We start from the raw sequence: 25,203 nt of genomic DNA on the forward strand, positions 1-25,203 counted from the left end.
CATGCGATTGGGTTTTAAACCGCTCACAGTGTGTGGAGGTTCATCCTTGACGATAACGATCTACCACAACCCTGCCTGCGGGACCTCCCGCAATACCCTGGCGATGATCCGCCAGTCCGGGGCTGAACCCAACATCATCGAATACCTGAAGACCCCCCCGTCGCGCGCGCAACTGGTGAAGCTCATCAAGGCTATGGGGGTTTTCCCGCGGGATGTCCTGCGCGCCAAGGGCGGCCTCTATGATGAGCTGGGCCTCGAAAATCCCAAATGGACCGACGCAGAGCTGATCGACTTCATGATTGCGCACCCCGTCCTGATAAACCGGCCAATCGTGGTAACTCCAAAAGGCACTCGGCTTTGCCGTCCTTCCGAATTAGTGCTCGAATTGCTCGACAATCCTGCTATCGGAGCCTTCACCAAGGAAGACGGCGAGATCGTCAAGGACAAGTCTAAGGGAAAATCCAAAAAGTGACCGAGCGCGACAATAGCCTTCCCAACATAAAAACGGACGCCTTCCATCTGCCGGATCTTGGCAAACTTGGTGCGCGCGCCAGCCATCGGCCACGCATTCTGCTGCTTTACGGCTCCGTGCGCGAACGTTCCTTCAGTCGATTACTCGCGCAAGAAGCCGCCCGGCTTCTGGAAAGTCTAGAGGCTGACACCAGAGTTTTCGATCCGAGCGGACTGCCTCTTCCCGACGACGCAAGCGATAGCCACCCCAAGGTCCGCGAACTGCGCGAACTGGTAGAGTGGTCGGAAGGCCAGGTGTGGAGTTCGCCGGAGCGACATGGCGCCATGAGTGCGATCTTGAAAGCGCAGATTGACTGGCTCCCGCTCAATTCAGGGGCGGTGCGTCCTACACAAGGTAAAACGCTTGCTCTCCTGCAAGTCTGTGGTGGATCGCAATCTTTCAACGCGGTCAATCAAATGCGCGTCCTGGGCCGCTGGATGCGCATGATCACCATCCCCAACCAATCCTCGGTTGCCAAAGCCTTCCAGGAATTCGATGAGCATGGACGTATGCGTCCGTCTGCATTCTACGACCGCGTCGTGGATGTGATGGAAGAACTTATGAAGTTCACACTGCTGACGCGCGACATCTCTGATTATCTGACAGATCGCTACAGCGAACGGGTGGAAACCGCCGAGCAACTTTCCGCGCGCGTTAATCTGAAAGAGGCGGCAGGCACCTGAGCACCTGCCGCCTCTCGTTTGCTTCTACTATGAGTCACGCATCAGTCGATGCAGTCATAGTAGCGATACTTCCATTTTGGATTGCCGGTCTGGAGCCACTTGCGCCACAGCCAGGCGCAGCTTCCGCCGTAGTAGTAGTTATCCATGGAGTAGTAAGGGAGCGCATAACCGTAGCCGTAGTAACGGTAGTGCGGATACCTGCCGCGATAGTGACCGCCGTTATGCGGGCCGCCTTTGCCACTCCACTTGCCACCGTTCCAATGCTTGCCGCCTGAACTCATTCCACCGGGGCCCGGTTTGAAAGAGGGTGAGGGCCCACGCGGCCCGGAGAAGCGCGGGCCTCCGCCGCCTCCTGGAGGCGCGCCATGAAACGCGCGCGGACCACCGCCGCCGCCCATGTGCGGACCGCCGCCACCTCCCATGTGTGGCCCGCCGCCGCCCATACGTGGACCACCGCCACCACCCATGTTCGGGCCACCGCCACCCATCCGCGGGCCGCCGGCCATAGACGGGCCATGCGCGTTCGCCGCGCCGGCCGATTGCGAAAGGGGCAGCGCCAGCCCGAGCGCGAGAAGCGCAGCTGCCGATGCCCTCCAAAACAGGTTCATTGCGACCTCCATAACATTGCCGTCACCTACACCCGGCGCGACTTCGTTTGAGATATGGGAATTGCGCGGGAGAATTTTCAGATCCTGCGCAATTGTCGCAAGTGCAGCTGAGCGCACGCTGAAACGGCGCTGAAATCGAGCCAGGAATTTTGGCTCATAACCGTCGCGGATCAGAGAAGTCCTAGTGTGGCTTCAGCACGCGGTGAACGACCGGGCTCAGAAGCGCACTGTTCTGCGCATAGGCGTTGAAGCTATCTCGCGCACTCGCCAGCAGGCCGGAATGCGTCGGCACTGCTGCCAACATCGCCAGGGTCGAGATAAGGCTGAACGCAAGATTGATCAGCAACGACCTGCGGAACATTTACAACTCCAACACCGACCTTCACACATTTTTAATCAATGCACGAGCACGCGGCGGCTCGCAAGACGCTCGCGTTCAGAAATCGGAGGATGCGGCGGAAAACATCAAAAAGTTAACGACTAGCCAGGATGCGCTGAGCAAACGGCACGCGCATGTTGGCTAACCACGAGAGCCACCCGCCCAGCATAGCCGCTAGCGGTTTCCTGGCTTCAAGCGAGGGACGCTCAACCACCAGCCAAGAGATCATCGCGACAGGCAGCGTCAGCGCTGTGGCGAACACGATCAATGCGGCGGGACCAGCTTCAGGAAAACTGCCGATCAACACCTGCTGGATAGGGCAAGCGTAAATGTAGACGCCGAACGAAACGTCATAGCGGTTAGCGAGCGACCTCATGCGGCCAGCGGGAAGACTTGCGACGTAAAGCGTGGCGTAGCCGAGGAAGCCGGCGGTGGCCAGCACGCCAAACCGCGTTCCGATAGCGCTCACGAACAGCACAAAGAGTGCAACGCAGACGCCGCCATGAACGAAGAGCGCAGAGCGCATCAGATAGGCGAGCGTACCGGCGAAGAAAAAGACCGAAAAATAGCGGATATTGTCGGCTGCGGTGTAGGCGTCGGCCGATTTGGTAGGTTCTATGAAGACGACGGCAACGCCAAGCGCCAAGGCTGCGGCCGCGTATTTTCTCCACTCCGGCTTGAACAACCCTACGCAGCCCAAAGCTGCCAGCCCGCCGTAGCAAAGCACTTCGTACTTCAAGGTCCACAAGGACATGTTGACGAGACCTGGCGCCGGGGCCGTCTCGAACACGCCGGGAAGCGTCGCCGAGCCGGTCGACAGCGATACCGTCTTGATCACGTATGCAAGCGTCTCGGAATGGGTGAAATAGGCAAAGATCGGCAGACTGGTTACCGCCGGCCCGATGAAGACCACCGTCACGAAGACGCAGATGAGAAGGCCCGGAAAGATCCGCAGGACGCGGGCCAGCACGAAGTCGAGCAGACTTCGGCTGCGATCGAAACTTTGGGCGACGAGGATGCCGCTGAGGAAGAAAAAGACCTGGACCGCGTGCTCGCCGAGCGAATGTCCAGTCCAGCTGACCAACGGCTCGGCGGCCGTCGTTCCAGCATAAAGAAAGAATCCATGGGAGATGAGCACGGCGAGCGCCATCGCGAGGCGGACGAGGCCGAAATTGTTTGCCTCCGGAGCGAGGATATCAGCAAGCCGTGTAGCCGCGCGCCTGTTGGCTGAGGCGTTAACTGTGTGTTCCAAATTGCTATGAACAGGGTTCGACATACGACAAGCCCTGCAATTCATGCGCCACGTCAAACAATGCAAAACGGCCAGCCGTAAGGAGCTGGCCGTCCGACATTCACACTTCTTAACGCCTCGTCGTAATCAGGCGTCGGCGGACTTGGGCGATTTGAATTTCTGCCGCTCGGCTTCCAGAGCCGCGGCCTGCGAGGCCCAGCTGGCCCCAATCCAATCATCGGTTCCAAACAGCCAGTACCAGAAGCGATTGCGGCGATGATAACGCTCGATCATCATCTTGTTCATGGTGTCCATATGGGCGGACAGCGCATTGAGCGTCTCGATCGGGCGTTCGTTGTCGCGGTCGAGATTGGTGAGGCGGTTTGAAATTACCGACAGATCGCCGGCCGCGTCCGTTCGCCACTGATCAATGGAACCGGCAAGCGTGTGCTGGTTCTGGTTGAGCTTCATGAGGGCTTCGTGCACCTCTCCAAGATCACGCGCATAGGCTTCGTGCTTGGTGGCGGCCGTCTCAATCTCGGCCGCAAGCGCACGCTCCACCGCGCCCATGCGCTCAGCCACCTTCGTCAGTAAGTCACTCAGGCTGGCCTGCTGTGCTTGCGCTGATCCCACAACAGCCGATACGCGCTCCACCACCGGCTGCATGAGCGCGTTGATCATTTCACCGCGTTGATGCTCGAAATTGCCAAGCAGGCTTTCCAACCGGCTCAGGCCGCCTGAATTTGCATTCACGGCGCGCGCCACTTCAGCTTCGAGGGAGCGCAGGCGCTCTTCCAGGCGACTGACACCCTCCTCGCCACCCTTTCCGGCCCCGCCAGACAGCACCGCTTCCTCGATGATGTCGAGCCGGTTGGCGATGGGCTTGAGATCGACGACGGCGCGCAAGCGGTCCATAAGATCAGCGGGAACAGCCCCGCCTAAGGGCCTCTCGCGCACGGCAGATTCGATCGCCTGCAGCCGTTCCGACAAGGTTGCCCAGGAACGCGCTATACCATCGAGCTTTTGTTCGAGCGCAGTTTCCAAAATCAAAAGTTGCTCTTGAAGAGCCTCGCTATGAGGCGCCTGGCCCTGGTTCACGGCTTGCTCCAATGTGCCCAAGCGATCGACCAACGTTGTTTGAAGGCGTCCCTGGTCAGAACGCTGCGCCTGAGTTTCTTTGCTCAAATCCTTCAGCAGCCCCGACATGATCTGGCGCTCGCTCGAAATGTCGGAGCTCAACGCGCGAACCATCTGCTCGAGCGCATCAAGTCGAGAGTTCTGAATGCTGTCGGTTGGCGTGCCTGTCAGATCGACGCGATAGCTGCGGGCGGGCTCAGACGACATGCGCTGCATGTCCGTCTGCTTCGGTGCCGTGACGTAACGTGGTTCGGTCACGTAGCGCGTTGCCGGCGGCAGCGGCTCGGGCGCTTCGCGGATCGTGCGTACTGTATGGCGCGACAGCAGCGATAAGCCGGGCAGATCATTGCGCTGATCGAACAGAACGAACAAAAGGTCTTCGATGCTGGCAGGCGCGTTTCGGCGCGCAGCATTGGCAGCAGCGAGCCGCAGAACCTCAGCCAATTCGTCGGAGCGGCGGGGCGTCCCTTTGCCGTTGGGCAGCCCGACGGGAATTTCGCTCGCTATGATGGTTGCGCTTTCGCGGCGAAGTGCGGCCACCCGCACTCCCCGCGCCTCAAGGGCTTCGGCGGCCGCCTCTATGCGCGTCAGGGCATTGAGCAAATGTTCCAGCCGCACCTCACCGGCACGATGCGCAAGCGCGATGTCAAACGCATGATTGCTGCAAGCCAGCACCGTGTCGTCTACCCAGATCGGACCAGAGCGCGCGCCCATCGCCCCTACGTCGCCGGTGCCCAGCGTTTGCGGTGTACGCAGATCCAGATCTTCACCCCGATAAGTCATCGTGTACTCGTCTCCTCGTGACGCGCGACCGCCAACTCCAAGCCACAGACGGTGGCCAGACCACATTCGCCCAGTGCTCCTCTACATCGCCCATCCCGCATGAGGGAGCGTCAGACGGCAAGCACCTATTTCCCAGACCCACGTCACGGGTTTTAGGAACTGATAACGGCAAGCTGTTGACTATCCCACATTATCTGCGAATGAACCGGGCCGCGAGGGGGCGCGCTGCTTTGGCTCGCAACTTGGTCAACGCCAAAACAGCCAACCTTTCCAGTTGCTTATGCTTAGCGGCCGCGCCTACGCACGATGCGATCTGCTCAAAGCAGCGTGGTGCGTACCGGTGTCTGCAGCCCCGCACCCTCATTGCGCGGATTATTGACCCGTCGGTCCACCTCGATGTGATCCATCAGCCCCTCCGGTGGGGGCTTGAGAATATCACGCACAAAATCGGCCGTTCCCGGCTTGCAATCGAGCCAGCGATCGAAGTCCTCGGGCGCAATAATGATCGGCATCCGATCGTGGAGCGCACTCATGTCAGCGTTGGCGCCCGTCGTCAGTATGGCCATGGTCTCGATCTCGCTGCCGTCGGCGCCTAGCCAATGTTCCCAAAGACCCGCAAACGCAAAGGGCTCGCGATCCCTACGGCGAATGAGATGAGGTTGCTTGTCGCCGCGCGTTCCGGTCCATTCGTAGAAGCCGTCGGCGGGCACGAGGCATCGACGATGCCTCATAGGTCCCCGAAAAGACGGTTTATCGATCGCCGTTTCGGAGCGCGCGTTGATGAGGGTCGAAAATTCCCGAGGATCCTTCACCCAGGACGGAATGAGCCCCCAACGTACCAGAACCAACTCCCGCCCACCCCGTTCTGCGTTACGAACGATCAAGACCGGATCAGTCGGAGCGATGTTATAACGCGGTGGAAATCCGTGCTCGATAGGGACGGCGAACAACTTGCCTATGGCCTCAGGGGGCGCGGTGAGACTATAACGCGAGCACATTCGTCTTGAACCTTTGGTGGATACCCGAAAGTTGCGTGATCACTAGGGTCTATATAGGCGGCGTCCGGTATTTTCGATGTGTCCTGGCAGGCTTGTGCCCCGTGATTGCCGGAAAAGGCATCTAACGGGTACGCCATCAAAGACCTGCAAGCGCAAACACAGCTTGATCCACGACGGGAACTTCCAGATGCGCCGCCCACGGACTGGACTGATATCAACCATTATCGCCGCTAGCCTCATCTGGGCAACCACGCCGGGAGTTATCGCGGCGCAACAGGCCAAACCCTACGACGATAAGCTAATGCGTCTGTCGGAAATTCTGGGCGCCATCCACTATTTGCGGGAGTTGTGCGGTGCCAATGAGGGGCAGTATTGGCGCGACCGGATGCGAGAGCTGATGGATGCCGAGGGATCGACCACGCTGCGCAAGGCGCGGCTCACGCGCGCCTTCAACCAGGGGTATCGTAGCTACAGTCGCACCTATAACACCTGTTCGCCTTCGGCGCAGACAGCCGTTACCCGCTTCATCAGCGAAGGCGCCGAACTCTCAGACGGATTGATCAAGAGTTTTCCGCAATAAAGCGCGTGGCAGAGGACGCGGCAGAATTCCCAATGGGCGAGTGCGTGGCGGGTAGTTTACTGTGAATTGTTGTCGGGGTCACCTTTCGCCCTGGCGCATGCTAGTTCAAACAGAAAGGGAGGCAACGTCATCTGAGCGACGTAATTTCCAAACACGAGCAGGCAGGGGCCAGCCGGGGGAAATGACGGAAGGACAGGATGATGAGTGTGTGGTGTTATTCTGGTTGGGGGGAAGCAATGTATTCTTTTGAAGATTTGGAAGTGGACAATCCTTCTCTCAAGGCCTTGGACCTCATTCTTGCAGCTTGGGACGAAGGCGCCGATACCGGCGTCGCACCCGAGCAGATGGCTTATGCCGCGCTCTTCACTGCCTTGACGGATCTCGTTTCGATGTATGGTGAAGATGCCGTCGTCAAGCTGACCCGTGGCCTGGAACAGCGCATCGACTCCGGTGAGTTCACCTTGAAGCGGCGCCACCAATAAGCCGCCACCAATAATAAGAACAGCGGCGGCCGATCTCCGACACTATTAGAAGTGGCCGCCCTTCCAGACGACTTCAGCCAGCAACAATCCGCCAAAGATCGCCAGTAGAATTCCGGCGACACGATTGATCGTGCCCAGTCGCGTCGCGTCGATGCGGTGGCGATGGCGGCTGATCAGGTTAGATAGCCCAACCCACCAGAGCAGGCTGCCGGTCATGATGGCCGCCACCATGAGCAGCACGTCGACGGTCGAATGCACCTCAACAAATGTCGAGACGCCGCCGAAAATTGCGATCAAGCCAAGTACAGCGCCGGGGTTGGTAATGGTGAGAAAGAACGTCTGCGGTATGTCCCATACGAAATCGCGCAGACTTGTTTCATGCTCATGCACGGGAGCAACCGCGATGCGCGGTGTCGCGTAATAGAGCTTAGCTCCAAATGCCATGAGCGCCAGCCCGCCCACGACCTGTATCACGGCACGATAGTTCTCAACCGCAGCTGAGATCGCACCCACACCCATGCCGGCTGACAACGCAATCAATCCGTCTCCGAGCATCGAGCCAAGACCGGCGGCAATGCCGCCCCAAAAGCCGCGTTCGATTGCGCGCTGAACGCACAAGACGTTGACCGGACCAACAGGGGCGGCGACCAAGACGCCAATGAACAATCCCACTGGAATGATGAAGGGATTGGGAATGTAGTCCATGATCACGCGATTAGTTCCACCCGCATTGGCCCCGCCCGCCTACTGCCCGAGCCTCATTCCATGGGCTTTTCGTGCAGCACCATCCGATAAGAAAAATCGCCCGTTTGGCGAATCCTTCCCTGCTCTAGTGGTAGTTGGCCGCCGATGTCTTGTCCAATGCGCAGGGGAGCGTCTAATCGTTGGGTTCAACACGAGCCGAGGGCATGCCCAAGAAATGGGCGGCGGCGTCGTTAGCTGCAAGCAGAGCCAAAATAGCGCAGGGACACGGCGTCACCGGAAATCGGCCACCTATCGCCTGTCCTTTCGATTGGCATAAGCTTTTGGCGAACCCTCTATTTCCGTCTCCCGGGATCTCGTAGGGGAGGGAGGAAATTGCCGAGCTTTGGCCAGGCTAACCTCCCCAGAAACAAACAGTTGTGGCGCCTCAAACGAATACCGGTCTGGCCAGCGGCGCAGGACTGTTGTTAAGTGCGGAGGTTCTTCACAGTTTGAGTTAATCTAGGAACCTAGGATCATGAAGAGATTATCGCTTGTCGTCGCCGCCGTGGCCATTGTTGGCGCGTCGGGCAATGCCAGTGCGAACGAGGGCTTCTACGACCAGTACGGGTATCAGACGCCCAACAAGTACACTCGTGCGGCCCCTCCCCCGAAAGCCAAGGCCAGCGAGGCCTTCAGCTTCGAGTTCAAGAAAAAACAAGCGGCGGCTCTCTCCGGCGATGGAGAAAAGAGCGGTGGCGGGCGTCCCAAGATTTCGCCCATCACACCCCCCAAAGTCAGCTTCCATGGATACGGCGCCGGTCAGATCATCATCGACCAGTCGTCGCGCAAGCTTTACTACACGGTTTCCTCATCGAAGGCTTATGTCTATCCGATCGCCGTCGGCAAGCAGGGCTTCAAGTGGACGGGAACCGAGAAGATCTCCAAGAAGGTCGATTGGCCGGATTGGCGTCCGCCGGCTGAAATGCGCGAGCGCAAGCCCAACCTGCCTGTATCCATGGCGGGCGGTGTCTACAATCCACTCGGTGCCAAGGCGCTTTATCTGGGCAACACGCTATATCGCATTCACGGCACCAACGATCCTAAGAGCATTGGCACAGCCGCGTCGTCAGGCTGCATCCGGATGTACAACGGCCACGTTGTGCACTTGGCCAGCCTTGCAGGCGTCGGCACCACCGTGCATGTCGTGAGCAAGCTGCCCAAGGCAATCGCCTCCAACTAAGGCGATCAACGATCGGTGCTTCTTAGACCAGCATCCAATACAGCAGATCATGAAGTGGAGACGGCCCTGGCATCAGATTGATGCCCAGGGCCGATTTCGTCAGATACAACGCGGCAATGCCGACGCTCATGATCGCCGACGCGGGAACCGCCAACAGGAATGCCTGTCCCCAGGTCAGATTGTTTTCAGCAAAAAGAGCATTGCGATAGGCGGTGGCGAACATGTCGATTTCCGGCACGATTGTTAAGGTTTGCCGGAGAAATGCAGCGCCCATGCCAGGACCATTAACGTGCTTCAGCGTTAGCGCGCGCCCTCAAGAAATCTCACCGGCGCCCCCTGCGCACCGCTGAAGATCTCGCCTTCCCACATAACCTGGCGACCACGCACAAAGGTGCCAACGGGCCAGCCGGTCACCGTCACGCCGTCGTAAGGCGTCCAACCCGCGCGGCTTTCAACCCAGCGATTTGTGATGGTTTCGCGCCGCTTTAGGTCAACGACGGTCAAGTCGGCGTCATAGCCAGCGGCAATGCGGCCCTTGCCGCGAATGCCGAACAGACGCTGCGGACCATGGCTCGTAAGATCAACAAAGCGTTGCAGCGACAGCCGTCCCGCATTGACATGATCGAGCATGATCGGGACGAGTGTCTGCACGCCTGTCATGCCAGAATGGGACGCGGGATAGGCATGGTCCTTCTCTTCACGTGTGTGGGGGGCATGATCTGAGCCCAGCACATCCACGATGCCCGCTTCCAGCGCTGCCCAGATCGCCGCCCGATGACGTTCCGTGCGAACGGGCGGGTTCATCTGCACGTAGGTACCCAGGCGCTCGTAACATTCAGGCGCAGCCAGCGTGAGGTGGTGGGGCGTGACTTCGACGGTGGCGAACTCCTTGTGATCGCGCAAGAACGCCATCTCTTCGGCGGTCGAGACGTGCAGCACGTGAACGCGCTTGCCGTACTTCTCGGCCAAGCACACCAGTCGTGTCGTCGCGATCATCGCCGCTTCTTCGTCGCGCCATACTGGGTGCGAAGAGGGATCGCCCGTCTTGCGCTCACCCATGCGCGAGATCAGGCGCGCCTCGTCCTCCGCATGGAAGGCCGCCCGCCGTGATATCCTGTCTATGATCCGGTCAAGCGAGCTTTCGTCATCGACAAGCAAGTCGCCGGTGGACGAGCCCATGAACACCTTGATGCCGGCGGAGCCTTCGAGTTTCTCCAGCGCAGGGATCTCGCCGACATTCTCCCGCGTACCCCCGACATAGAAAGCGAAGTCGCAGAACATTCGGTTGCGCGCGAGCGACACCTTCTGCGCCAGGAGTTCCGCCGTGGTGGTCAGCGGCTTGGTGTTGGGCATCTCGAACACAGCCGTCACACCGCCAGCGACCGCCCCACGGCTGCCAGTTTCCAGATCTTCCTTGTGCGTCAATCCAGGTTCGCGAAAATGCACCTGCGTGTCGATCACGCCGGGAAGGATGTGCAGGCCCTTGGCGTCCAGCGTCTGCGCCGCTTGTGCGTTGGTCAATTGCCCCAGCGCGGCGATGCGGCCGTCCTTTACCGCAATATCCCGCACGCCCTCACCGTCATGATTGACGATCGTCGCGCCCTTTATCAGCAAATCGAACGATTCAGCCATCGCTACCTCGCATTCCCGCTACCCGCCCGCATGCCTTGCGTTTGTCTCTAGCCCCGCATACGTAACTTGTCGGCCCAATTCAACCGGCGTCTAGAACAACATGGATAAGCCATTTATCGCACATCTGGAGGATCGCGGCGTCGTAGCCGTCACCGGCGCAGATGCGGTGAAATTCTTGAATGGTCTGGTGACCAACGAGGTTGCTCACCTTGCCGAGGGAGAGGCGGCCTACGCGGGGCTTCTATCACCGCAAGGCAAGATCCTGTTCGCCTTCTTCGCCTTGCGCACGGCAGACGGGTTTTTCCTCGATGTCGCGCGCGAGAAGGCCGCCGATCTGGTCAAGCGCCTCAGCCTTTATAAACTGCGCGCCGCGGTGACGATTGCCGACGTCTCGGAGCGCTTCGACGTCTGGGTCGCGAAGGATGAATCTTCAATCGCCAAGCACATCCCGAACGTGGCTCTTTCGTTTCGCGATCCACGACATGAGGCGATGGGGCTCCGTATCTTGTCCCCACGGGACGCAGCAGCGTCCGCTGCGCCCTCAAATGGTGACGTCGGTGCCTACGTCGCGCAGCGTATCGCACTTGGCGTTCCCGAAGGCGGCAAGGATTACGAATTCGGAGACACCTATCCGCACGAAGCCGATTTCGATTGGTTCAACGGCGCCTCGTTCGCGAAAGGATGCTACGTCGGACAGGAAGTCGTCTCACGCATGAAGCATAAGACGGTCGTGCGCAAGCGCGTGGTCCGAATTACTGGCGAGACAAACCTGAAACCGGGCGCGGATATCACAATCGGCACCGTCGTCATAGGTCGTACGGGCTCCGTCGATGGCGTTCATGGCTTGGCTCTTTTGCGTCTCGATCGTTATGCCGAAGCACGTGAAGCAGGACAAACCGTATCGGCGGCGGATACTCCGATCCAAGTTTGCGATGAAGACTTCACGCGCTACGCCGAAACGGTCGCGAAACGCGAAAAGGCGTAAGCCCTTCCCCGCGCGTTAGGCGAGAAAGGGCTCAACCCGATTTAGTCTTGTGCGGGAGCTGCGGATTTCGCGGCGTCCTTCGCTGCCTTGAGTTGATCGAACGCTTCAACCGCGTGGCTGGCGTACATGACGGACGGCCCCGCACCCATGTAGATCGCCAGCCCAAGCGTTTCCATTACTTCCTCACGCGAGGCGCCCTGCTCTATCGCTGCCTTGGTGTGAAAGGCGATGCAGTCGTCGCAGCGTGTCGCAACGCCGATGGCGAGCGCGATCAGCTCCTTGGTCTTGGTGTCGAGCGCATTGGTCTTCAGGGAAGCCTGCGCCATCGCCGAGAAGCTCTTCATAACGTCGGACGTGCCGACACGAAGCTCGCGCAGATGGGGCGAAAGCTGCTTCATGTAGTCCTGCCAGTCCTTGATCATTCTGCTTCTCCTCGGGCAATTCCACTATTGCGATAATGCTCACCTACCCCCCGCGACAGGAGGCAGCAAGCGTCCTGCTTGAAGATATTAGATTTAGCTAATATAACAACCCCCGAACAGTTGATTGCGTCATGAAGGAACGGCGCGGGCGCCTGTACGCAGGTCGCCTAACGTTCAAGGAGACACGAAAACGATGGGAACGATGCAGAAAATCTCGCCTAAGGACGCCAAGCTCTTGATCGACAAAGGGGCCGTTCTTGTCGATATTCGTGAAGCGGATGAGCGCGCCCGTGCACAAATCGCGGGGTCGTGCCACATGCCGCTCTCGAAACTCGGCACGCTTGGCAACGCTCCTGCGACGAAAGGCCAAGTGGTGGTGTTCCACTGCAAGAGCGGCAACCGCACGATGGTCAACGCCGACAAGCTCGCCGGCAAGACGCAATGCGAATCTTACATCCTCGATGGTGGCATCGACGCTTGGACCGCGGCGGGCCTGCCTGTTGCCGCTACTGCGAAGAAAGCGCCAATCGAGATCATCCGGCAGGTGATGATCGTGGCAGGTTCGATGGCCTTGGCAGGTGTCGTCCTGGGCATGTACGTTTCTCCAGTTTGGTACTACCTATCGGCATTCGTTGGATTGGGATTGATCTTTTCAGGTGTTACGGGCTTCTGCCTGATGGCCTATATCCTGAAGCGGATGCCCTGGAATAAGGGCTTTGCCTGAGCGACGGCGAGGCGCTTGCCTGTCGTTGCCAATTCATTGAGTTCCAAGACATGGCAACGACTATCAGTAAGAATTCCGGCAGCGGGAAAGCGACGATGCTCAGGTGTCCATGGCCTGGCATCGCCGATCCATTATATGCACGCTACCACGACACAGAATGGGGCGTGCCCCTGACCGATGACCGCGCACTGTTTGAAAAGCTGGTGCTCGAAGGTTTCCAGGCCGGGTTGTCCTGGCTCACGATCTTGAAGAAGCGCGACAACTTTCGCTCCGCGTTCCACGGATTTGATGCACGGCGGATCGTGCGCTATGGCACAAAGGACATTGCGCGGCTGATGGATGACGCCGGCATCGTGCGCAATAAATTGAAGATCGAAGCGACCATCGACAATGCCCGCGCCTACTTGGCACTGACGAAACACACGCCGTTGTCTCACTTCATCTGGTCGCATCTCGACGGCCCGCCGCAACAGAACAAGCTGGTACGTCTGTCTGACGCTCCAGCGCAGACCGACCTTTCAAAGCGCATCTCAAAATCGCTGAAGGCAGAAGGCTTCAGGTTCGTAGGACCGACGACGGTCTATGCCTTTATGCAGTCTTCGGGCATGGTCAACGACCATCTCGTCTCTTGCCCTCGCCACGATCCTTGCGCAAAACTTCAGCGTGCCCTCAAAATTCCCGGCAAAGCTTGATTAACCTGACATGACCCAAGATCCCGAACACAAGCCGCGCGCGTGGCAGCGCATGTTGTCGGGCCGCCGACTTGATCTGCTGGCCCCCAACCCCGCCGACATCGAAATCGACGACATCGCGCACGGATTAGCACGCGTAGCACGGTGGAACGGACAGACGACGGGCGCCCATTCTTTTTCGGTCGCGCAGCATTCACTCGTGGTGGAAGCCATCGTGCAGGCAAATAACACCGGTTTCGGCTCTAAAGAGCTTCTCGCGGCCCTCCTCCATGATGCTCCCGAATATGTGATCGGTGACCTGATCAGTCCATTCAAGGCCGCGATTGGCCTCGATTACAAAGCTTTCGAGAACCGGCTGCTTGCTGCAATTCACCGCCGGTATGCTTTGCCGATCGCGGAGAATTCGGAGCTGACGACGAGCATCAAGCACGCCGACAGGATCGCTGCGTATTACGAAGCGACCGTTCTTGCGGGCTTCGCGATCGAGGAAGCGCAATCTTTTTTTGGGCGTCCTGAGATACCTAAAACCTTACATCACGAGCTGCTCTTGCTTGAGCCACTGCCAGCAAACCAAGCTGAAATGGCCTTTATAGATCGATTTAATCAGCTCTGGTCCGATTCATAATTGCGTCCAAAAAGCGGCAACCATCTGCCAATTACGAGCACGCAATTCCGAAAATAGCCATGATCAGGTCTTAGCTCGCCTCTTGGGGAGCACGGGGAGATATGACCTATGAACATGGAACTTGCAGGTAGAGGCAAACCGTCGCCCGATAAATCGAAGCGCATGATCCCACAGGAGAACGATGGCCTTGCGCCATCTGCCGTCGAGATCGGATTGACGGCGGCGATTGTCGCCGTGCTCGACAACGAGCCCGTCGCACTCGTCGTACGCGGAGAACCCGACAGCGCCGGAGCAACTGACGGACTGCCGTTTGGGCCGTTTGAACCGCGTCAGCATCGCACTTTGGAAACCGGACTTCGTTCTTGGGTGCAAGAGCAGACGGGGCTTGATCTTGGCTATGCCGAGCAGCTCTACACTTTCGCCGACCGTGGCCGTCATCTGGAAATCAGCGACGCGTCACCGCCAGTCGTTTCCATTGGCTATCTGGCGCTAACCCAAGCGCGCGTAGGCAATGAACTTTCAAGCGGCATCTGGCGCTCTTGGTATCACTACTTCCCTTGGGAAGATTGGCGCCGCGGACGGCCAGAGATCATATCGACTGACATCGAACCAAGGCTGAAGGCTTGGGCCGAACGCCAGGGCGAACTCCCCGCTGCACAACGTCCCATCGCGCGTTCAGAACGTATTCGCATTTGCTTCGGTCTCGACGGTACAGCCTGGGACGAGGAGAAGGTGCTGGAGCGTTATGAGCTGCTTTACGATGCTGGCTTGGTTGAAGAAGCCCGCCGAGATAGCCGCCCGTCAGCGCAGGAATGGTCCGACTTGCCTCGGCTCGGTCATCCCATGCAGTTCGACCACCGCCGCATCCTGGCAACGGCGATCAACCGCACGCGCGCCAAGATCAAATATCGGCCCGTCGTGTTCGAGCTGATGCCGGTCGAGTTCACGTTGTACGAATTGCAGAAGACGGTTGAAGCAATCCTTGGCCCTCATCTGCACAAGCAGAATTTCCGCCGTCTCGTCGAAGGCGCAGGCCTTGTCGAGCCGACCGGAGAGATGAAGACGCGCACAGGCGGCAGACCCGCAAAGCTGTTCCGCTTCCGCCGCGAGGTTCTTTTGGAACGTCCGGCTCCCGGCGTTCGCGTTTCCGCGCCGCCAAGCCGCACGCAATAGAACTCTTTCGGCTCAGCAGCGTTGTTCAAACGCGCAAGCTTCAAGATGCGGGTCGCGAGATAACAATCTTGCGACCCGCACCTTTGAGGCTCTGGAAATTCGCGTTTACATACATTAAGTTAAGTGCACGGTAGGAATGCTCATATCGAGCATTTTAAACGAATTGCCCGGCAGCAAGCCGGCTTTCTTTGGGCTTATAAAATGCTCGTTTGGAGCATATGAGACTAGAGATCGCCATTTGCCGGTTCGATGAGTTGAAGGAGGCATCCGCGTTGGCAACCATCTCTAAGACCACGGTGCGTCAGACCAAGAGCGGTTCAAAGGCGATCGCGGCTTCGGCCCGCACCGCCGCCACGCGCAAGAGCGCGCCTGCCCGCCTGCCCGAGACGGGCAAGGCTTTCGCGCCGCTTGCCAACCCACCGAAATACGAATGGTCTCCCGCTCTCAAGGCCGAGATGGCGCCGATGTACGACCGCGTGAAGCACGTGGTCACGCCGATGGAATGGCCGCACTATGCGCCGCTGATCAAAGCCATCAATGAGCTGAAGAAGATCCGCAACGCTGTCGTGCTGGCGCACAACTACATGACGCCGGAAATTTTCCACTGCGTATCGGATTTCCGTGGTGACAGTCTTCAGCTGGCCAAAGAGGCCGCGCGCGTTGACGCCAAAGTCATCGTGCAGGCCGGCGTTCACTTCATGGCGGAAACCTCGAAGCTGCTTTCGCCCGATAAAACCGTTCTCATCCCAGATCTGCGGGCAGGCTGCTCGTTGGCATCCTCTATCACTGCCGAAGATGTGCGCATGTTGCGTGAAGCCTATCCGGGCGTGCCTATCGTCACTTACGTCAACACGTCCGCAGCTGTGAAAGCGGAATGCGACATCACCTGCACGTCCTCCAACGCCGTCAAGGTCGTTGAAAGCCTCGGTGCACCGCGCGTGCTTTGCATTCCCGACCAGTACCTCGCGAAGTGGGTGCAAAGCCAGACTAAGGTCGAGGTCATCGCCTGGAAGGGTGCTTGTGAAGTTCACGAGCGCTTCACCGGCGCCGAGCTGGAGCAAATGCGCAAGGATGATCCAGGCCTGAAGATCATCGCCCATCCTGAGTGCCCACCCGATGTCATCGCGGCGGCCGACTTCACCGGTTCGACTTCAGGCATGATCAATTGGGTGAAGGATAAGCGGCCGGCCAAGGTGATGCTCGTCACCGAATGTTCGATGGCGTCCAACGTTGCCGTAGAAGCTCCCGATGTCGAGTTCATCCGGCCGTGCAACCTTTGCCCGCACATGAAGCGCATCAGCCTGGAAGGGATCTACGACAGCCTCGTCAACATGCAATACGAGGTGACGGTAGACCCCGATGTCGCGGAACGCGCCCGCCGGGCTGTCGAGCGCATGGTGAACCTGACGAACTGATCGCAAGCCTGAGTTTCAGCAGCGGAGACGCACTGCGATGGCTACCAGACCGACACGTTCCAAATCCAAGGGCTTTACTCCTGCGAACACCACGCCGGGACCGGGTGATGTTGTCATCATCGGCGCGGGACTGGCTGGACTGTACACGGCGTTGAAACTTGCGCCGCTTCCCGTGACGGTCATTGCCGCCGCGCCGTTGGGTGAAGGCGCATCCAGCGTCTGGGCGCAAGGCGGCATCGCGGCAGCGGTCGGCGAAGGCGACAGCACCGATAAGCACGCAGCCGACACCATTTCGGCCGGCGCGGGCATCGTCGATCAAGCCATGGCCCACCTGGTCGCCGACGAAGGCCCTGACGCCATACGCGATCTTCTCACTTACGGGGTGCCATTCGACCGTGATCTGGAAGGCCACTACGTTCTTTCCAAAGAAGCTGCGCATTCAGAAAAGCGCGTCGTTCGCGTCACGGGCGACCGGGCGGGATGGGCGATCATGAACGCGCTCATCGCAGCAGCGCGCGCGACACCCTCAATTCGTTTCCTTGAGGGCTATGAGGCACACGACCTCATCACCGAGGACGGTCGCGTGAAAGGCGTGCGTCTCATCCGCCCGGCAGCTCTCGGCCATGGCACTTACAAGTTCGTACCAGCATGCGCCGTCATCCTGGCGACCGGCGGTGTCGGTGCGCTTTATGCAGTTACCACTAATCCCTCCTACGCACGCGGCGAAGCGATAGCCATGGCAGCGCGAGCCGGCGCGGTGATCACGGATCCCGAATTCGTCCAATTCCATCCCACGGCGATCGACGCGGGTATCGACCCGGCGCCGCTTGCTACCGAAGCCTTGCGCGGGGAAGGAGCCACACTGGTCAACCGACTGGGCGAGCGCTTCATGCTGGCGATCGACCCGCGCGGAGAGCTTGCGCCACGTGACGTCGTTGCGCGCGGCGTACACGCGGAAACTACCGCCGGTCGCGGTGCGTTCCTGGATTGCCGCGAGGCTATTGGCGCGCGCTTCGATGAAGCCTACCCGACGGTTGCCGCACACTGCCGCGCTGCAGGGATTGATCCAGTGCACGACCTTATCCCGGTTGCACCGGCCGAGCACTACCACATGGGAGGCATTGCTACGGATGCGCGCGGACGCACTTCGGTGCCCGGACTATGGGCGGTGGGTGAAGTGGCGGGAACGGGCCTGCATGGCGCCAACCGTCTCGCCTCCAATTCGCTTCTTGAAGCTGTCGTGCTGGGCGGTCATGCTGCAGCCGATATCAAAGCGCTCATTCCGAGTGAAAAGGCAGGGCACTTCGTCGTGCCTAAGCGCGTCTCGGGACCCAAACCTCTTAAAGCGGCAAAACGTGCTGAGCTTATCGCGAAACTACGCGCCATCATGACGTTGCACGTAGGCGTCGTGCGCAACGCCAAAGGGCTCAAGCTTGCACTGCGCGCACTCGACGCTATTGCAATCGACGGCAAGGACGATCCTCTGATTGCTAACATGGTGCTGACGGCGCGCCTCATAACCGCAGCCGCTTTGAAGCGTAAGGAAAGCCGTGGTGGACACTTCCGCGATGACTTTCCGCACGCCAATCCCGAGCTTGCGAAGCGGACGTTCATCACCCTTGCAGATTTGCCAAAACGCGAGCCGGTTCCTCATCCCGCGTCAGCTGCGGCCGCCAACGCGGTTTGCGCACCATGAAGACGCGCGCGATCGATCTTGCGCCGCTTCCAGCGCCGCTCATTGCAAGCGCTGTCAAGGCTGCGCTGCTTGAGGATCTCGGGCTGACCGGCGACATCACGACCAACGCAACCATTCCTGCTGACACGCGCGCGCAAGGCGTTATCGCCGCGCGCAAGGCGGGCGTCGTCTCCGGGCTTCCTCCCGCTGAAGAGGCGTTCCGCCAACTCGATCCCGACTTTCGCTTCGACATCCTGGTTGCGGATGGCGAGCGCGTGAAGCCGGGCGACGTTATTGCGAAGATTTCCGGCAATGCGCGTGCGCTGCTCACCGCGGAGCGGGTCGCGCTCAATTACATGGGACGCATGTCGGGGATAGCGTCGCTCACGCGCCAATATGTCGACGCGATTGCGGGAACTAGGGCGCGCATCGTCGATACCCGTAAGACAACGCCTGGACTGCGCGCCTTCGAAAAGTATGCGGTCCGATGTGGCGGCGGACACAACCACCGCACCGGCTTGTTCGACGCCGTCCTCATCAAGGACAATCATATCGTTGCCGCGGGAGGCGTGGAGCAGGCCGTGGCGGCCGCGCGCCAGACTGCAGGCCACATGGTCAAGATCGAGGTGGAAGTCGATACTCTCGATCAGCTCGACCGTGCACTGAAGTACGACGTGGATGCCGTTCTGCTCGACAACATGACACCATCCCAGCTCAAGGAGGCGGTCAAACGCATCGGTGGGCGTTGTCTCGCCGAGGCCTCGGGTGGCGTTAGCCTCGAAACGGTGGGCGCAATCGCCAAATCAGGCGTCGATCTCATTTCGGTGGGAGCTTTGACCCACTCTGCCCCCGTGCTCGATTTAGGGCTTGATTTCAAGGCGCAACCCGCAAAACGAACCATCAGCGCTTGAATTCGCCATAGTTGGCGCGCACCTGAAGGCTTGTGCTATAGCGCCCAGTGCGGTGGCACGATGCGCGGGTTTTTCCCGGCGGTCGCGCGAAAAGCGGAGTGTGACGTCATGAAGTGGATCGTTCTTTGGGGCCTGTGCGCCGTGACCGGAGCAGCGCTCGCGGGCGTCTTCGCCGGCACCAAGAACCGTGACGTATCGTTCTGGATGGCTTGGTGCTTCCTGTTTCCGCCGCTCATCGTATGGCTGATGCTGATGCCGAAGAACGCCGGTCCGCGTCCGAAACCGCGACCTCTCGATGATTTCGACAATCCACGCGGCGGTTTGCTTTAGCCTCAACCGTTGGATTTCTGCATTTTGGCGCGCACTGACGCCTGTGCGGCCGCCAAGCGTGCAATGGGAACGCGGTAAGGCGAGCACGACACGTAATCGATGCCAATGCCGCAGAAAAATTCCACCGAGCGTGGCTCCCCGCCGTGCTCACCGCACACGCCGGCTTTCATTCCAGGCTTAGCAGTCCGCCCGCGCTCCAAGCCTATGCGTACCAACTCACCAACGCCTTCCTGATCGATTGTCACGAACGGATCGTTGGTGATGATGCCGCGCTCCAGATAGCTCGAAAGGATCGGGGCCGCGTCGTCGCGAGATAGCCCCATGGCCGTCTGGGTGAGATCGTTCGAACCGAACGAGAAGAAACTTGCGCCGTCCTCGCCCTCTGCAATCTCACCCGCCCGCAGCGCGGCGCGCGGCAACTCGATCATGGTGCCAACTTCGTAGCTCAGCTTGACGCCCGTCTCGCGCTCCACTGACTCGGCCGTTCTATCTATGACAGCACGCAAGGTAACGAATTCGGCGCGGAACACGACGAATGGAATCATCACCTCGGCGTGCACCGGTGCACCGGACTTCTTGCCCGCCGCAATTGCGGCTTCGAAGATGGCGCGCGCCTGCATCTCGGTGATTTCCGGATAGCGCACGCCTAATCGGCAACCCCGGAACCCGAGCATGGGATTGAACTCTTCAAGCTCCGTGATCCGCGTCTTAAGCCGCATAATATCAGTATTAAGCTCCGCCGCGACCTGAGCGATTTCCCGCTCCTCGTGCGGTAGAAACTCATGCAACGGCGGATCGAGCAGCCGGATCGTTACCGGTAATCCCGCCATGATCTCAAACAGCTCTTCGAAGTCTGCGCGCTGCACGGGGAGAAGTTTGGCGAGAGCCCGTCTGCGATCATCCTCGTTCGTCGCAAGGATCATCTCCCGAACAGCAAGAATGCGATCTTCTTCGAAAAACATATGCTCGGTTCGGCACAGCCCGATGCCTTCCGCGCCAAATGTTCTGGCCTGCCGGGCGTCGCGAGGTGTATCGGCATTCGTGCGCACCTTGACGGTGCGTGCGGCATCAGCCCACCCCATCAATTTCGCGAACGCTCCTGAAAGCTGAGGCGGACGCATTTTGGCTTTACCGGCAAGAACGCGCCCCGTGCTGCCGTCGATGGTGATGATCTCGCCCGCGCGAAAGGTTCGTGCGCCAATGCGCATGATTCCTGCGTTCGCATCGATGCGCAAGGCACCCGCACCCGACACGCACGGGCGGCCCATGCCACGCGCAACGACGGCGGCGTGGCTCGTCATGCCGCCACGCGCGGTCAGGATTCCGACCGCCGCATGCATTCCGTGAACGTCCTCCGGGCTCGTCTCGGCTCGAACCAGGATGACATCCTTGCCCTTGCCTTTCAGCGCCTCAGCCATCTCCGCATGAAACACGATTTCGCCGGATGCCGCGCCCGGAGAGGCGGGCAGGCCCGACGTCAACACTTCCTGGGGTGCGTCGGGATCGAGCGTCGGATGCAGCAACTGATCGAGCGCGTTGGGCTCGACGCGGAGAATAGCCTCTTCCGAAGTAATCAAGCCCTCTTCTGCCATGTCGGCGGCAATCTTGAGCGCGGCTTCGCTGGTGCGTTTACCAGATCGCGTTTGAAGTACCCAAAGCCGCCCGTCCTCGATCGTGAACTCCACGTCCTGCATGTCGCGATAGTGGCGCTCCAGAAAGCTGAAGATCTCTTTCAACTCTCCAAACGCGTTCGGCATCATGGTTTCAAGCGACACGCCTGAGCGCGAGATGCCAGCGAGCAGCGGCTGCGGCGTGCGGATGCCCGCCACCACGTCTTCGCCTTGCGCGTTGGGCAAGAACTCGCCGTAGATCTCATTCTCACCCGTCGAAGGATTGCGCGTGAATGCAACGCCCGTAGCGGACGTATTTCCCAGATTGCCGAACACCATGGCCTGCACGTTGACGGCTGTCCCCCAGTCGTCAGGGATCGCATGCAGACGGCGATAGGTGACGGCGCGCGTGTTGTTCCAAGATCCGAACACCGCGCCAATCGCGCCCCAAAGCTGCGTGGCGGTGTCCTGCGGAAACGGCGCTCCCGTTTCTCGTTCGATCACTTCCTTGTACTCGGCGATGATCTCGGTCCACGCATCTGCATCCAGATCGGGATCGGAAGCAAATCCGTTCAAATTCTTGAAGTTCTCAAGAACATCCTCGAAAGCGCCGTGATCGCAACCCAGCACAACGTCGCCGTACATCTGGATGAAGCGCCGGTAGCTGTCGTAGGCAAAGCGCGCATCGCCAGACCGCTTCGCCAGCCCCTCGACCGTCTTGTCGTTGAGGCCAAGGTTGAGGATGGTGTCCATCATGCCCGGCATCGACGCGCGTGCACCTGAGCGGACAGACACGAGCAAAGGCATTGCTTCATCACCGAATACAGATCCGGTGACGGCGGAAATGGCATTTAGCGCCGCCAGCACCTCTTCCTTAAGTCCATCGGGAAATTTCTTTCCGGCCTTCACATAGGCGGCGCAGGCTTGAGTCGTAATGGTGAAGCCAGGAGGGACGCTGAGGCCGAGTCGCGCCATTTCGGCAAGATTGGCGCCTTTTCCACCCAGCAACTCGGTCATGGAGGCATCACCCTCGGCGTTACCCGGGGCAAAGCTGTAGACCCATTTCCTTTTGCCGTTGCTGGAGCTGTGTGTCATCAGAGCTAGCGGGCCTCCCTGGCATTGCCTGTCGCTGGCGGCAGATACTTGCCACAATGGCGGCCCCGAAAAAAGGGTATATGTCCGCGACGGTCTCGAAAGACGCACGAAGCCGTCAATCTAGCGAACAATCGAGCAAACCTAACCGACGGAAGACATCAGATACCATGAGCAAACTGCCAGCTGTCCTCGGCACTCTCGAAGAAACCAGCGGGGAAGGATTGGCCCGGCTCTTCGAATTGCTGAGGATCGAAAGTATTTCGACTGATCCCGCCTGCAAGACCCAGTGCGCCGACGCAGCACGCTGGTGCGCCGAACAATTGCGCGACATCGGATTTGCGCAAGCCAAAGTGGTGGAGACCTCCGGTCATCCAATGGTCGTAGCCCATGACCGCACCAAACGCGCACCTGGTATCCCGCACGTTTTGTTCTACGGTCACTATGACGTCCAGCCCATAGATCCGCTCGAGTTGTGGAACAGCCCGCCCTTCTCGCCCACGCTGGCGCAGGATCCCGACAATGGAACTATAATCGTTGCGCGCGGCGCGGAGGACAACAAAGGCCAGCTCATGACATTCATGGAGGCCTTCCGCGCGTGGAAGAGCGTCGCGGGAGAACTTCCGATTGCCGTATCCGTGCTCATCGAAGGCGAAGAAGAATGTGGATCTCCCTCGCTTCCAGCATTTCTTGAGACCCACGGCGAAGAACTGAAGGCGGACTTTGTTTTTGTGTGCGACACCGGACAGTGGGATAAGGACACGCCCGCGATCATCACTATGCTGCGCGGCCTTGCCGGTGAAGAACTCATTATTCACGGCCCCTCGCGCGATCTGCATTCCGGCATCTACGGTGGCCCGGCGACCAATCCTATTCGCGCACTCGCCCACGTCATGGCAGCACTTCATGACGACAATGGGCGCGTTGCGGTTCCCGGCTTCTATGACGGTGTGAAGGAACCCGCGCCGGAGCAATTGGCGCAGTGGAAGCAGATCGGCCTTTCAGGCGAAGCCTTCCTTGGCGCGGTTGGCCTGAAGACTCCTGCCGGCGAGAAAGATCGCACAATCGTCGAGCAATTGTGGTCCCGCCCGACACTGGAATTCAACGGCGTGACGGGCGGCTATCAGGGTGCAGGCTCAAAGACCGTGATACCCTCCAAGGCTTCAGTCAAGATTACGTGTCGCCTCGTGCCCGGTCAGGATCCCGACAAGACCATGGTCGCGATTCGCGATTACGTTGAAAAGATCCTGCCTGCAGATTGCCGAGCCGAGTGGCTCGACGGGCGCGGCTCGGGTGGCATCATGTTTGACACTGGCGGCAATGCCATGCAGGCCGCCGCCCGCGCGCTAGAGGCTGAGTGGGGCAAGCCCGCTGTGCTGATGGGGTGCGGTGCGTCCATCCCGATCGTGACATCGTTCCGCGACAGATTGGGCATGGACAGCCTGCTCATTGGCTTTGGTGTCGACGACGATCGCATTCACTCGCCAAACGAGAAATACAATCTTACCAGCTTCAAAAAGGGCGCCCGCTCATGGGCCAGAATTCTTGCTGCATTCGCTGAAGCCGCTTAAGAGACCCGCGACACGCACGCAGTTGGCCGCAATTACACTCTACGGTGCGAATTGCGCCGCCCATATTCTGAAATTGAAAGACGCCATGCGTATACCCATCACGATCATCAAACGTCTTCTGGCAGCCGCTCTCATGCTTGCCGCGACGGCGGGCGTCGCCGAAGCGCAGTACCGCGACCGTTACGGTCAAGAGCGCGAAAGCAGGTTCGGCCGCGATGATGATCGTCAGCGCAACGTGGCGGGGCAGTTCGATTATTACGCGCTGGTGCTGTCGTGGAGCCCGACTTATTGCGCCGAAAGCGACGACGGCGACGACCAGCAATGCAATCGGCGAGACGGCAGGCGCTTCAATTTCGTGCTCCATGGGCTGTGGCCACAATATGATCGCGGATGGCCGCAGGATTGCCGCACCGCGCGCCGCCCGTTCGTACCACAGCCGCTGATCGACAATATGCTGGATATTATGCCGAGCCCGCGGCTCGTCATTCACGAATATCGCAAGCATGGGACCTGCTCTGGACTCTCCCCCGATGCCTATTTCGGGCTGGCGCGTAGGCTTTTCAACTCCATCGAAATTCCAAGCAACTACAGAAATCCATTTGAACAGCAGACCGTGTCCCCGCGCGAGCTGGCGCTAGACCTGATGCGAGCCAATCCAAGTCTCAAGCCGGAAAACTTCGCCATCGTCTGCGGCGGACAAGGAAACCGCCTCAAAGAGGTGCGAATCTGCTTTTCCAAGAACGGACAGCTGCGCGCCTGCGGTGCCAACGAGGATCAACGGCGCATGTGCTCAGCCTCGCGCATTTTCATTCCGCCGGTGCGTTCGACTGCGCGCGGCAACCCAGATCCTGGTGCGCAATTCGATTCGCCAAGATCCAATCCGCTGCCCGGTCCACGAATGGATCTTTACGAACGTCATTTGTGACGCACTCTCCCTGTGGAAAACTTGAGTGCGTAAGCATCTATGCCACGCGCGAGCTTGCTGGCACGCCATATCCTGCACACACTTGAGCTTGAACGATTCTCAAGG

General features: G+C 59.4%; 26 protein-coding genes. 16 read left to right on the forward strand and 10 right to left on the reverse strand.

The annotated features are described in order from the left end of the window. The first annotated feature begins 46 nt into the window (after positions 1-46). Positions 47-472 (forward strand): arsenate reductase (glutaredoxin), encoded by a 426-nt coding sequence (gene arsC, locus R3D51_10220; protein MEZ5899855.1) that lies wholly within the window; start codon positions 47-49, stop codon positions 470-472. A gap of 26 nt (positions 473-498) precedes the next feature. Next, positions 499-1,194, forward strand: coding sequence for an arsenical resistance protein ArsH (gene arsH / locus R3D51_10225; GenBank protein MEZ5899856.1), 696 nt, complete (start codon positions 499-501; stop codon positions 1,192-1,194). Positions 1,195-1,235: 41 nt separating this feature from the next. On the opposite strand, the gene R3D51_10230 is transcribed toward arsH, so the two are convergent. The 5 genes from R3D51_10230 to R3D51_10250 all read right to left on the reverse strand — a co-directional run bounded on the left by R3D51_10230 (position 1,236) and on the right by R3D51_10250 (position 6,330). Then, the gene (locus R3D51_10230) at positions 1,236-1,802 is read right to left on the reverse strand and encodes a hypothetical protein (protein ID MEZ5899857.1); all 567 of its coding nucleotides are present in this window, start codon (positions 1,800-1,802) and stop codon (positions 1,236-1,238) included. Positions 1,803-1,983: 181 nt separating this feature from the next. After that, on the reverse strand, positions 1,984-2,163 hold the full coding sequence (locus R3D51_10235) for a hypothetical protein (GenBank protein MEZ5899858.1): 180 nt from the start codon (positions 2,161-2,163) through the stop codon (positions 1,984-1,986). A 112-nt stretch (positions 2,164-2,275) separates the two neighbouring features. Beyond that, entirely contained in the window at positions 2,276-3,457 is a 1,182-nt protein-coding gene (locus R3D51_10240; protein MEZ5899859.1) for an acyltransferase, read from the reverse strand. 102 nt (positions 3,458-3,559) lie between these two features. Further along, positions 3,560-5,398 (reverse strand): Clp protease, encoded by a 1,839-nt coding sequence (locus R3D51_10245; protein MEZ5899860.1) that lies wholly within the window; start codon positions 5,396-5,398, stop codon positions 3,560-3,562. Between the two features lie 251 nt (positions 5,399-5,649). After that, on the reverse strand, positions 5,650-6,330 hold the full coding sequence (locus R3D51_10250) for an SOS response-associated peptidase (GenBank protein ID MEZ5899861.1): 681 nt from the start codon (positions 6,328-6,330) through the stop codon (positions 5,650-5,652). Between the two features lie 187 nt (positions 6,331-6,517). Between R3D51_10250 and R3D51_10255 the strand changes: the two genes are divergently transcribed. Together R3D51_10255 and R3D51_10260 are read left to right on the forward strand one after the other, a co-directional pair. Then, a complete protein-coding gene (locus R3D51_10255; GenBank protein ID MEZ5899862.1) occupies positions 6,518-6,910 on the forward strand; it encodes a TIGR02301 family protein in 393 nt (130 codons plus the stop codon). A gap of 236 nt (positions 6,911-7,146) precedes the next feature. Further along, complete coding sequence (locus tag R3D51_10260; GenBank protein ID MEZ5899863.1) at positions 7,147-7,392, forward strand: hypothetical protein; 246 nt, start codon at positions 7,147-7,149, stop codon at positions 7,390-7,392. A gap of 45 nt (positions 7,393-7,437) precedes the next feature. On the opposite strand, the gene R3D51_10265 is transcribed toward R3D51_10260, so the two are convergent. Beyond that, positions 7,438-8,097, reverse strand: a complete 660-nt coding sequence (locus R3D51_10265; protein MEZ5899864.1) for a LysE family transporter — start codon at positions 8,095-8,097, stop codon at positions 7,438-7,440. Between the two features lie 514 nt (positions 8,098-8,611). Between R3D51_10265 and R3D51_10270 the strand changes: the two genes are divergently transcribed. Then, positions 8,612-9,316 (forward strand): L,D-transpeptidase, encoded by a 705-nt coding sequence (locus tag R3D51_10270; GenBank protein ID MEZ5899865.1) that lies wholly within the window; start codon positions 8,612-8,614, stop codon positions 9,314-9,316. Between the two features lie 22 nt (positions 9,317-9,338). Here the strand turns inward: R3D51_10270 and R3D51_10275 are convergent, their stop codons facing one another. Both R3D51_10275 and R3D51_10280 read right to left on the reverse strand, forming a co-directional pair. Further along, complete coding sequence (locus R3D51_10275) at positions 9,339-9,590, reverse strand: hypothetical protein (GenBank protein MEZ5899866.1); 252 nt, start codon at positions 9,588-9,590, stop codon at positions 9,339-9,341. A gap of 26 nt (positions 9,591-9,616) precedes the next feature. Continuing rightward, a complete protein-coding gene (locus R3D51_10280) occupies positions 9,617-10,948 on the reverse strand; it encodes a dihydroorotase (GenBank protein MEZ5899867.1) in 1,332 nt (443 codons plus the stop codon). A 100-nt stretch (positions 10,949-11,048) separates the two neighbouring features. Here R3D51_10280 and R3D51_10285 point away from each other — a divergent pair, with 100 nt between their 5' ends. Then, positions 11,049-11,933 (forward strand): folate-binding protein, encoded by an 885-nt coding sequence (locus R3D51_10285; protein MEZ5899868.1) that lies wholly within the window; start codon positions 11,049-11,051, stop codon positions 11,931-11,933. A gap of 41 nt (positions 11,934-11,974) precedes the next feature. Here R3D51_10285 and R3D51_10290 read toward each other — a convergent pair whose 3' ends face one another. Further along, the gene (locus R3D51_10290) at positions 11,975-12,355 is read right to left on the reverse strand and encodes a carboxymuconolactone decarboxylase family protein (protein ID MEZ5899869.1); all 381 of its coding nucleotides are present in this window, start codon (positions 12,353-12,355) and stop codon (positions 11,975-11,977) included. Positions 12,356-12,548: 193 nt separating this feature from the next. On the opposite strand from R3D51_10290, the gene R3D51_10295 reads away from it, so the two are divergent. The 8 genes from R3D51_10295 to R3D51_10330 all read left to right on the forward strand — a co-directional run bounded on the left by R3D51_10295 (position 12,549) and on the right by R3D51_10330 (position 19,900). Beyond that, entirely contained in the window at positions 12,549-13,079 is a 531-nt protein-coding gene (locus R3D51_10295) for a rhodanese family protein (protein MEZ5899870.1), read from the forward strand. A gap of 50 nt (positions 13,080-13,129) precedes the next feature. Beyond that, on the forward strand, positions 13,130-13,771 hold the full coding sequence (locus R3D51_10300; GenBank protein ID MEZ5899871.1) for a DNA-3-methyladenine glycosylase I: 642 nt from the start codon (positions 13,130-13,132) through the stop codon (positions 13,769-13,771). A gap of 10 nt (positions 13,772-13,781) precedes the next feature. Then, the gene (locus R3D51_10305) at positions 13,782-14,396 is read left to right on the forward strand and encodes an HD family hydrolase (protein MEZ5899872.1); all 615 of its coding nucleotides are present in this window, start codon (positions 13,782-13,784) and stop codon (positions 14,394-14,396) included. A 162-nt stretch (positions 14,397-14,558) separates the two neighbouring features. Continuing rightward, positions 14,559-15,569, forward strand: a complete 1,011-nt coding sequence (locus R3D51_10310) for an NAD regulator (GenBank protein MEZ5899873.1) — start codon at positions 14,559-14,561, stop codon at positions 15,567-15,569. Between the two features lie 218 nt (positions 15,570-15,787). Continuing rightward, the gene (gene nadA, locus R3D51_10315; protein MEZ5899874.1) at positions 15,788-16,984 is read left to right on the forward strand and encodes a quinolinate synthase NadA; all 1,197 of its coding nucleotides are present in this window, start codon (positions 15,788-15,790) and stop codon (positions 16,982-16,984) included. A gap of 37 nt (positions 16,985-17,021) precedes the next feature. Beyond that, the gene (locus tag R3D51_10320) at positions 17,022-18,680 is read left to right on the forward strand and encodes an L-aspartate oxidase (GenBank protein ID MEZ5899875.1); all 1,659 of its coding nucleotides are present in this window, start codon (positions 17,022-17,024) and stop codon (positions 18,678-18,680) included. Beyond that, a complete protein-coding gene (gene nadC / locus R3D51_10325) occupies positions 18,677-19,570 on the forward strand; it encodes a carboxylating nicotinate-nucleotide diphosphorylase (GenBank protein ID MEZ5899876.1) in 894 nt (297 codons plus the stop codon). Before R3D51_10320 ends, nadC begins: the two co-directional genes overlap by 4 nt. A gap of 108 nt (positions 19,571-19,678) precedes the next feature. After that, entirely contained in the window at positions 19,679-19,900 is a 222-nt protein-coding gene (locus R3D51_10330) for a hypothetical protein (GenBank protein MEZ5899877.1), read from the forward strand. Between the two features lie 2 nt (positions 19,901-19,902). Here the strand turns inward: R3D51_10330 and ppdK are convergent, their stop codons facing one another. Beyond that, on the reverse strand, positions 19,903-22,605 hold the full coding sequence (gene ppdK, locus R3D51_10335) for a pyruvate, phosphate dikinase (GenBank protein ID MEZ5899878.1): 2,703 nt from the start codon (positions 22,603-22,605) through the stop codon (positions 19,903-19,905). Between the two features lie 167 nt (positions 22,606-22,772). Here ppdK and R3D51_10340 point away from each other — a divergent pair, with 167 nt between their 5' ends. Both R3D51_10340 and R3D51_10345 read left to right on the forward strand, forming a co-directional pair. Next, on the forward strand, positions 22,773-24,173 hold the full coding sequence (locus tag R3D51_10340) for a M20/M25/M40 family metallo-hydrolase (GenBank protein ID MEZ5899879.1): 1,401 nt from the start codon (positions 22,773-22,775) through the stop codon (positions 24,171-24,173). 85 nt (positions 24,174-24,258) lie between these two features. Further along, complete coding sequence (locus R3D51_10345) at positions 24,259-25,098, forward strand: ribonuclease T2 (GenBank protein MEZ5899880.1); 840 nt, start codon at positions 24,259-24,261, stop codon at positions 25,096-25,098. The last annotated feature ends 105 nt before the right edge of the window (positions 25,099-25,203 follow it).

The organism is Hyphomicrobiaceae bacterium (assembly GCA_041397645.1).
Classification (GTDB): domain Bacteria; phylum Pseudomonadota; class Alphaproteobacteria; order Rhizobiales; family Hyphomicrobiaceae; genus Hyphomicrobium_B.

What these genes read in the sequence shown, in the direction of transcription:
- R3D51_10230 (MEZ5899857.1), bottom strand. Translation starts at nt 1,802, where the DNA reads ATGAACCTGTTTTGGAGGGCATCGGCAGCTGCGCTTCTCGCGCTCGGG.
- R3D51_10235 (MEZ5899858.1), bottom strand. Translation starts at nt 2,163, where the DNA reads ATGTTCCGCAGGTCGTTGCTGATCAATCTTGCGTTCAGCCTTATCTCG.
- R3D51_10240 (MEZ5899859.1), bottom strand. Translation starts at nt 3,457, where the DNA reads ATGTCGAACCCTGTTCATAGCAATTTGGAACACACAGTTAACGCCTCA.
- R3D51_10245 (MEZ5899860.1), bottom strand. Translation starts at nt 5,398, where the DNA reads ATGTGGTCTGGCCACCGTCTGTGGCTTGGAGTTGGCGGTCGCGCGTCA.
- R3D51_10250 (MEZ5899861.1), bottom strand. Translation starts at nt 6,330, where the DNA reads ATGTGCTCGCGTTATAGTCTCACCGCGCCCCCTGAGGCCATAGGCAAG.
- R3D51_10255 (MEZ5899862.1), top strand. Translation starts at nt 6,518, where the DNA reads ATGCGCCGCCCACGGACTGGACTGATATCAACCATTATCGCCGCTAGC.
- R3D51_10260 (MEZ5899863.1), top strand. Translation starts at nt 7,147, where the DNA reads ATGTATTCTTTTGAAGATTTGGAAGTGGACAATCCTTCTCTCAAGGCC.
- R3D51_10265 (MEZ5899864.1), bottom strand. Translation starts at nt 8,097, where the DNA reads ATGGACTACATTCCCAATCCCTTCATCATTCCAGTGGGATTGTTCATT.
- R3D51_10270 (MEZ5899865.1), top strand. Translation starts at nt 8,612, where the DNA reads ATGAAGAGATTATCGCTTGTCGTCGCCGCCGTGGCCATTGTTGGCGCG.
- R3D51_10275 (MEZ5899866.1), bottom strand. Translation starts at nt 9,590, where the DNA reads ATGGGCGCTGCATTTCTCCGGCAAACCTTAACAATCGTGCCGGAAATC.
- R3D51_10280 (MEZ5899867.1), bottom strand. Translation starts at nt 10,948, where the DNA reads ATGGCTGAATCGTTCGATTTGCTGATAAAGGGCGCGACGATCGTCAAT.
- R3D51_10285 (MEZ5899868.1), top strand. Translation starts at nt 11,049, where the DNA reads ATGGATAAGCCATTTATCGCACATCTGGAGGATCGCGGCGTCGTAGCC.
- R3D51_10290 (MEZ5899869.1), bottom strand. Translation starts at nt 12,355, where the DNA reads ATGATCAAGGACTGGCAGGACTACATGAAGCAGCTTTCGCCCCATCTG.
- R3D51_10295 (MEZ5899870.1), top strand. Translation starts at nt 12,549, where the DNA reads ATGGGAACGATGCAGAAAATCTCGCCTAAGGACGCCAAGCTCTTGATC.
- R3D51_10300 (MEZ5899871.1), top strand. Translation starts at nt 13,130, where the DNA reads ATGGCAACGACTATCAGTAAGAATTCCGGCAGCGGGAAAGCGACGATG.
- R3D51_10305 (MEZ5899872.1), top strand. Translation starts at nt 13,782, where the DNA reads ATGACCCAAGATCCCGAACACAAGCCGCGCGCGTGGCAGCGCATGTTG.
- R3D51_10310 (MEZ5899873.1), top strand. Translation starts at nt 14,559, where the DNA reads ATGATCCCACAGGAGAACGATGGCCTTGCGCCATCTGCCGTCGAGATC.
- nadA (MEZ5899874.1), top strand. Translation starts at nt 15,788, where the DNA reads ATGAGACTAGAGATCGCCATTTGCCGGTTCGATGAGTTGAAGGAGGCA.
- R3D51_10320 (MEZ5899875.1), top strand. Translation starts at nt 17,022, where the DNA reads ATGGCTACCAGACCGACACGTTCCAAATCCAAGGGCTTTACTCCTGCG.
- nadC (MEZ5899876.1), top strand. Translation starts at nt 18,677, where the DNA reads ATGAAGACGCGCGCGATCGATCTTGCGCCGCTTCCAGCGCCGCTCATT.
- R3D51_10330 (MEZ5899877.1), top strand. Translation starts at nt 19,679, where the DNA reads ATGAAGTGGATCGTTCTTTGGGGCCTGTGCGCCGTGACCGGAGCAGCG.
- ppdK (MEZ5899878.1), bottom strand. Translation starts at nt 22,605, where the DNA reads ATGACACACAGCTCCAGCAACGGCAAAAGGAAATGGGTCTACAGCTTT.
- R3D51_10340 (MEZ5899879.1), top strand. Translation starts at nt 22,773, where the DNA reads ATGAGCAAACTGCCAGCTGTCCTCGGCACTCTCGAAGAAACCAGCGGG.
- R3D51_10345 (MEZ5899880.1), top strand. Translation starts at nt 24,259, where the DNA reads ATGCGTATACCCATCACGATCATCAAACGTCTTCTGGCAGCCGCTCTC.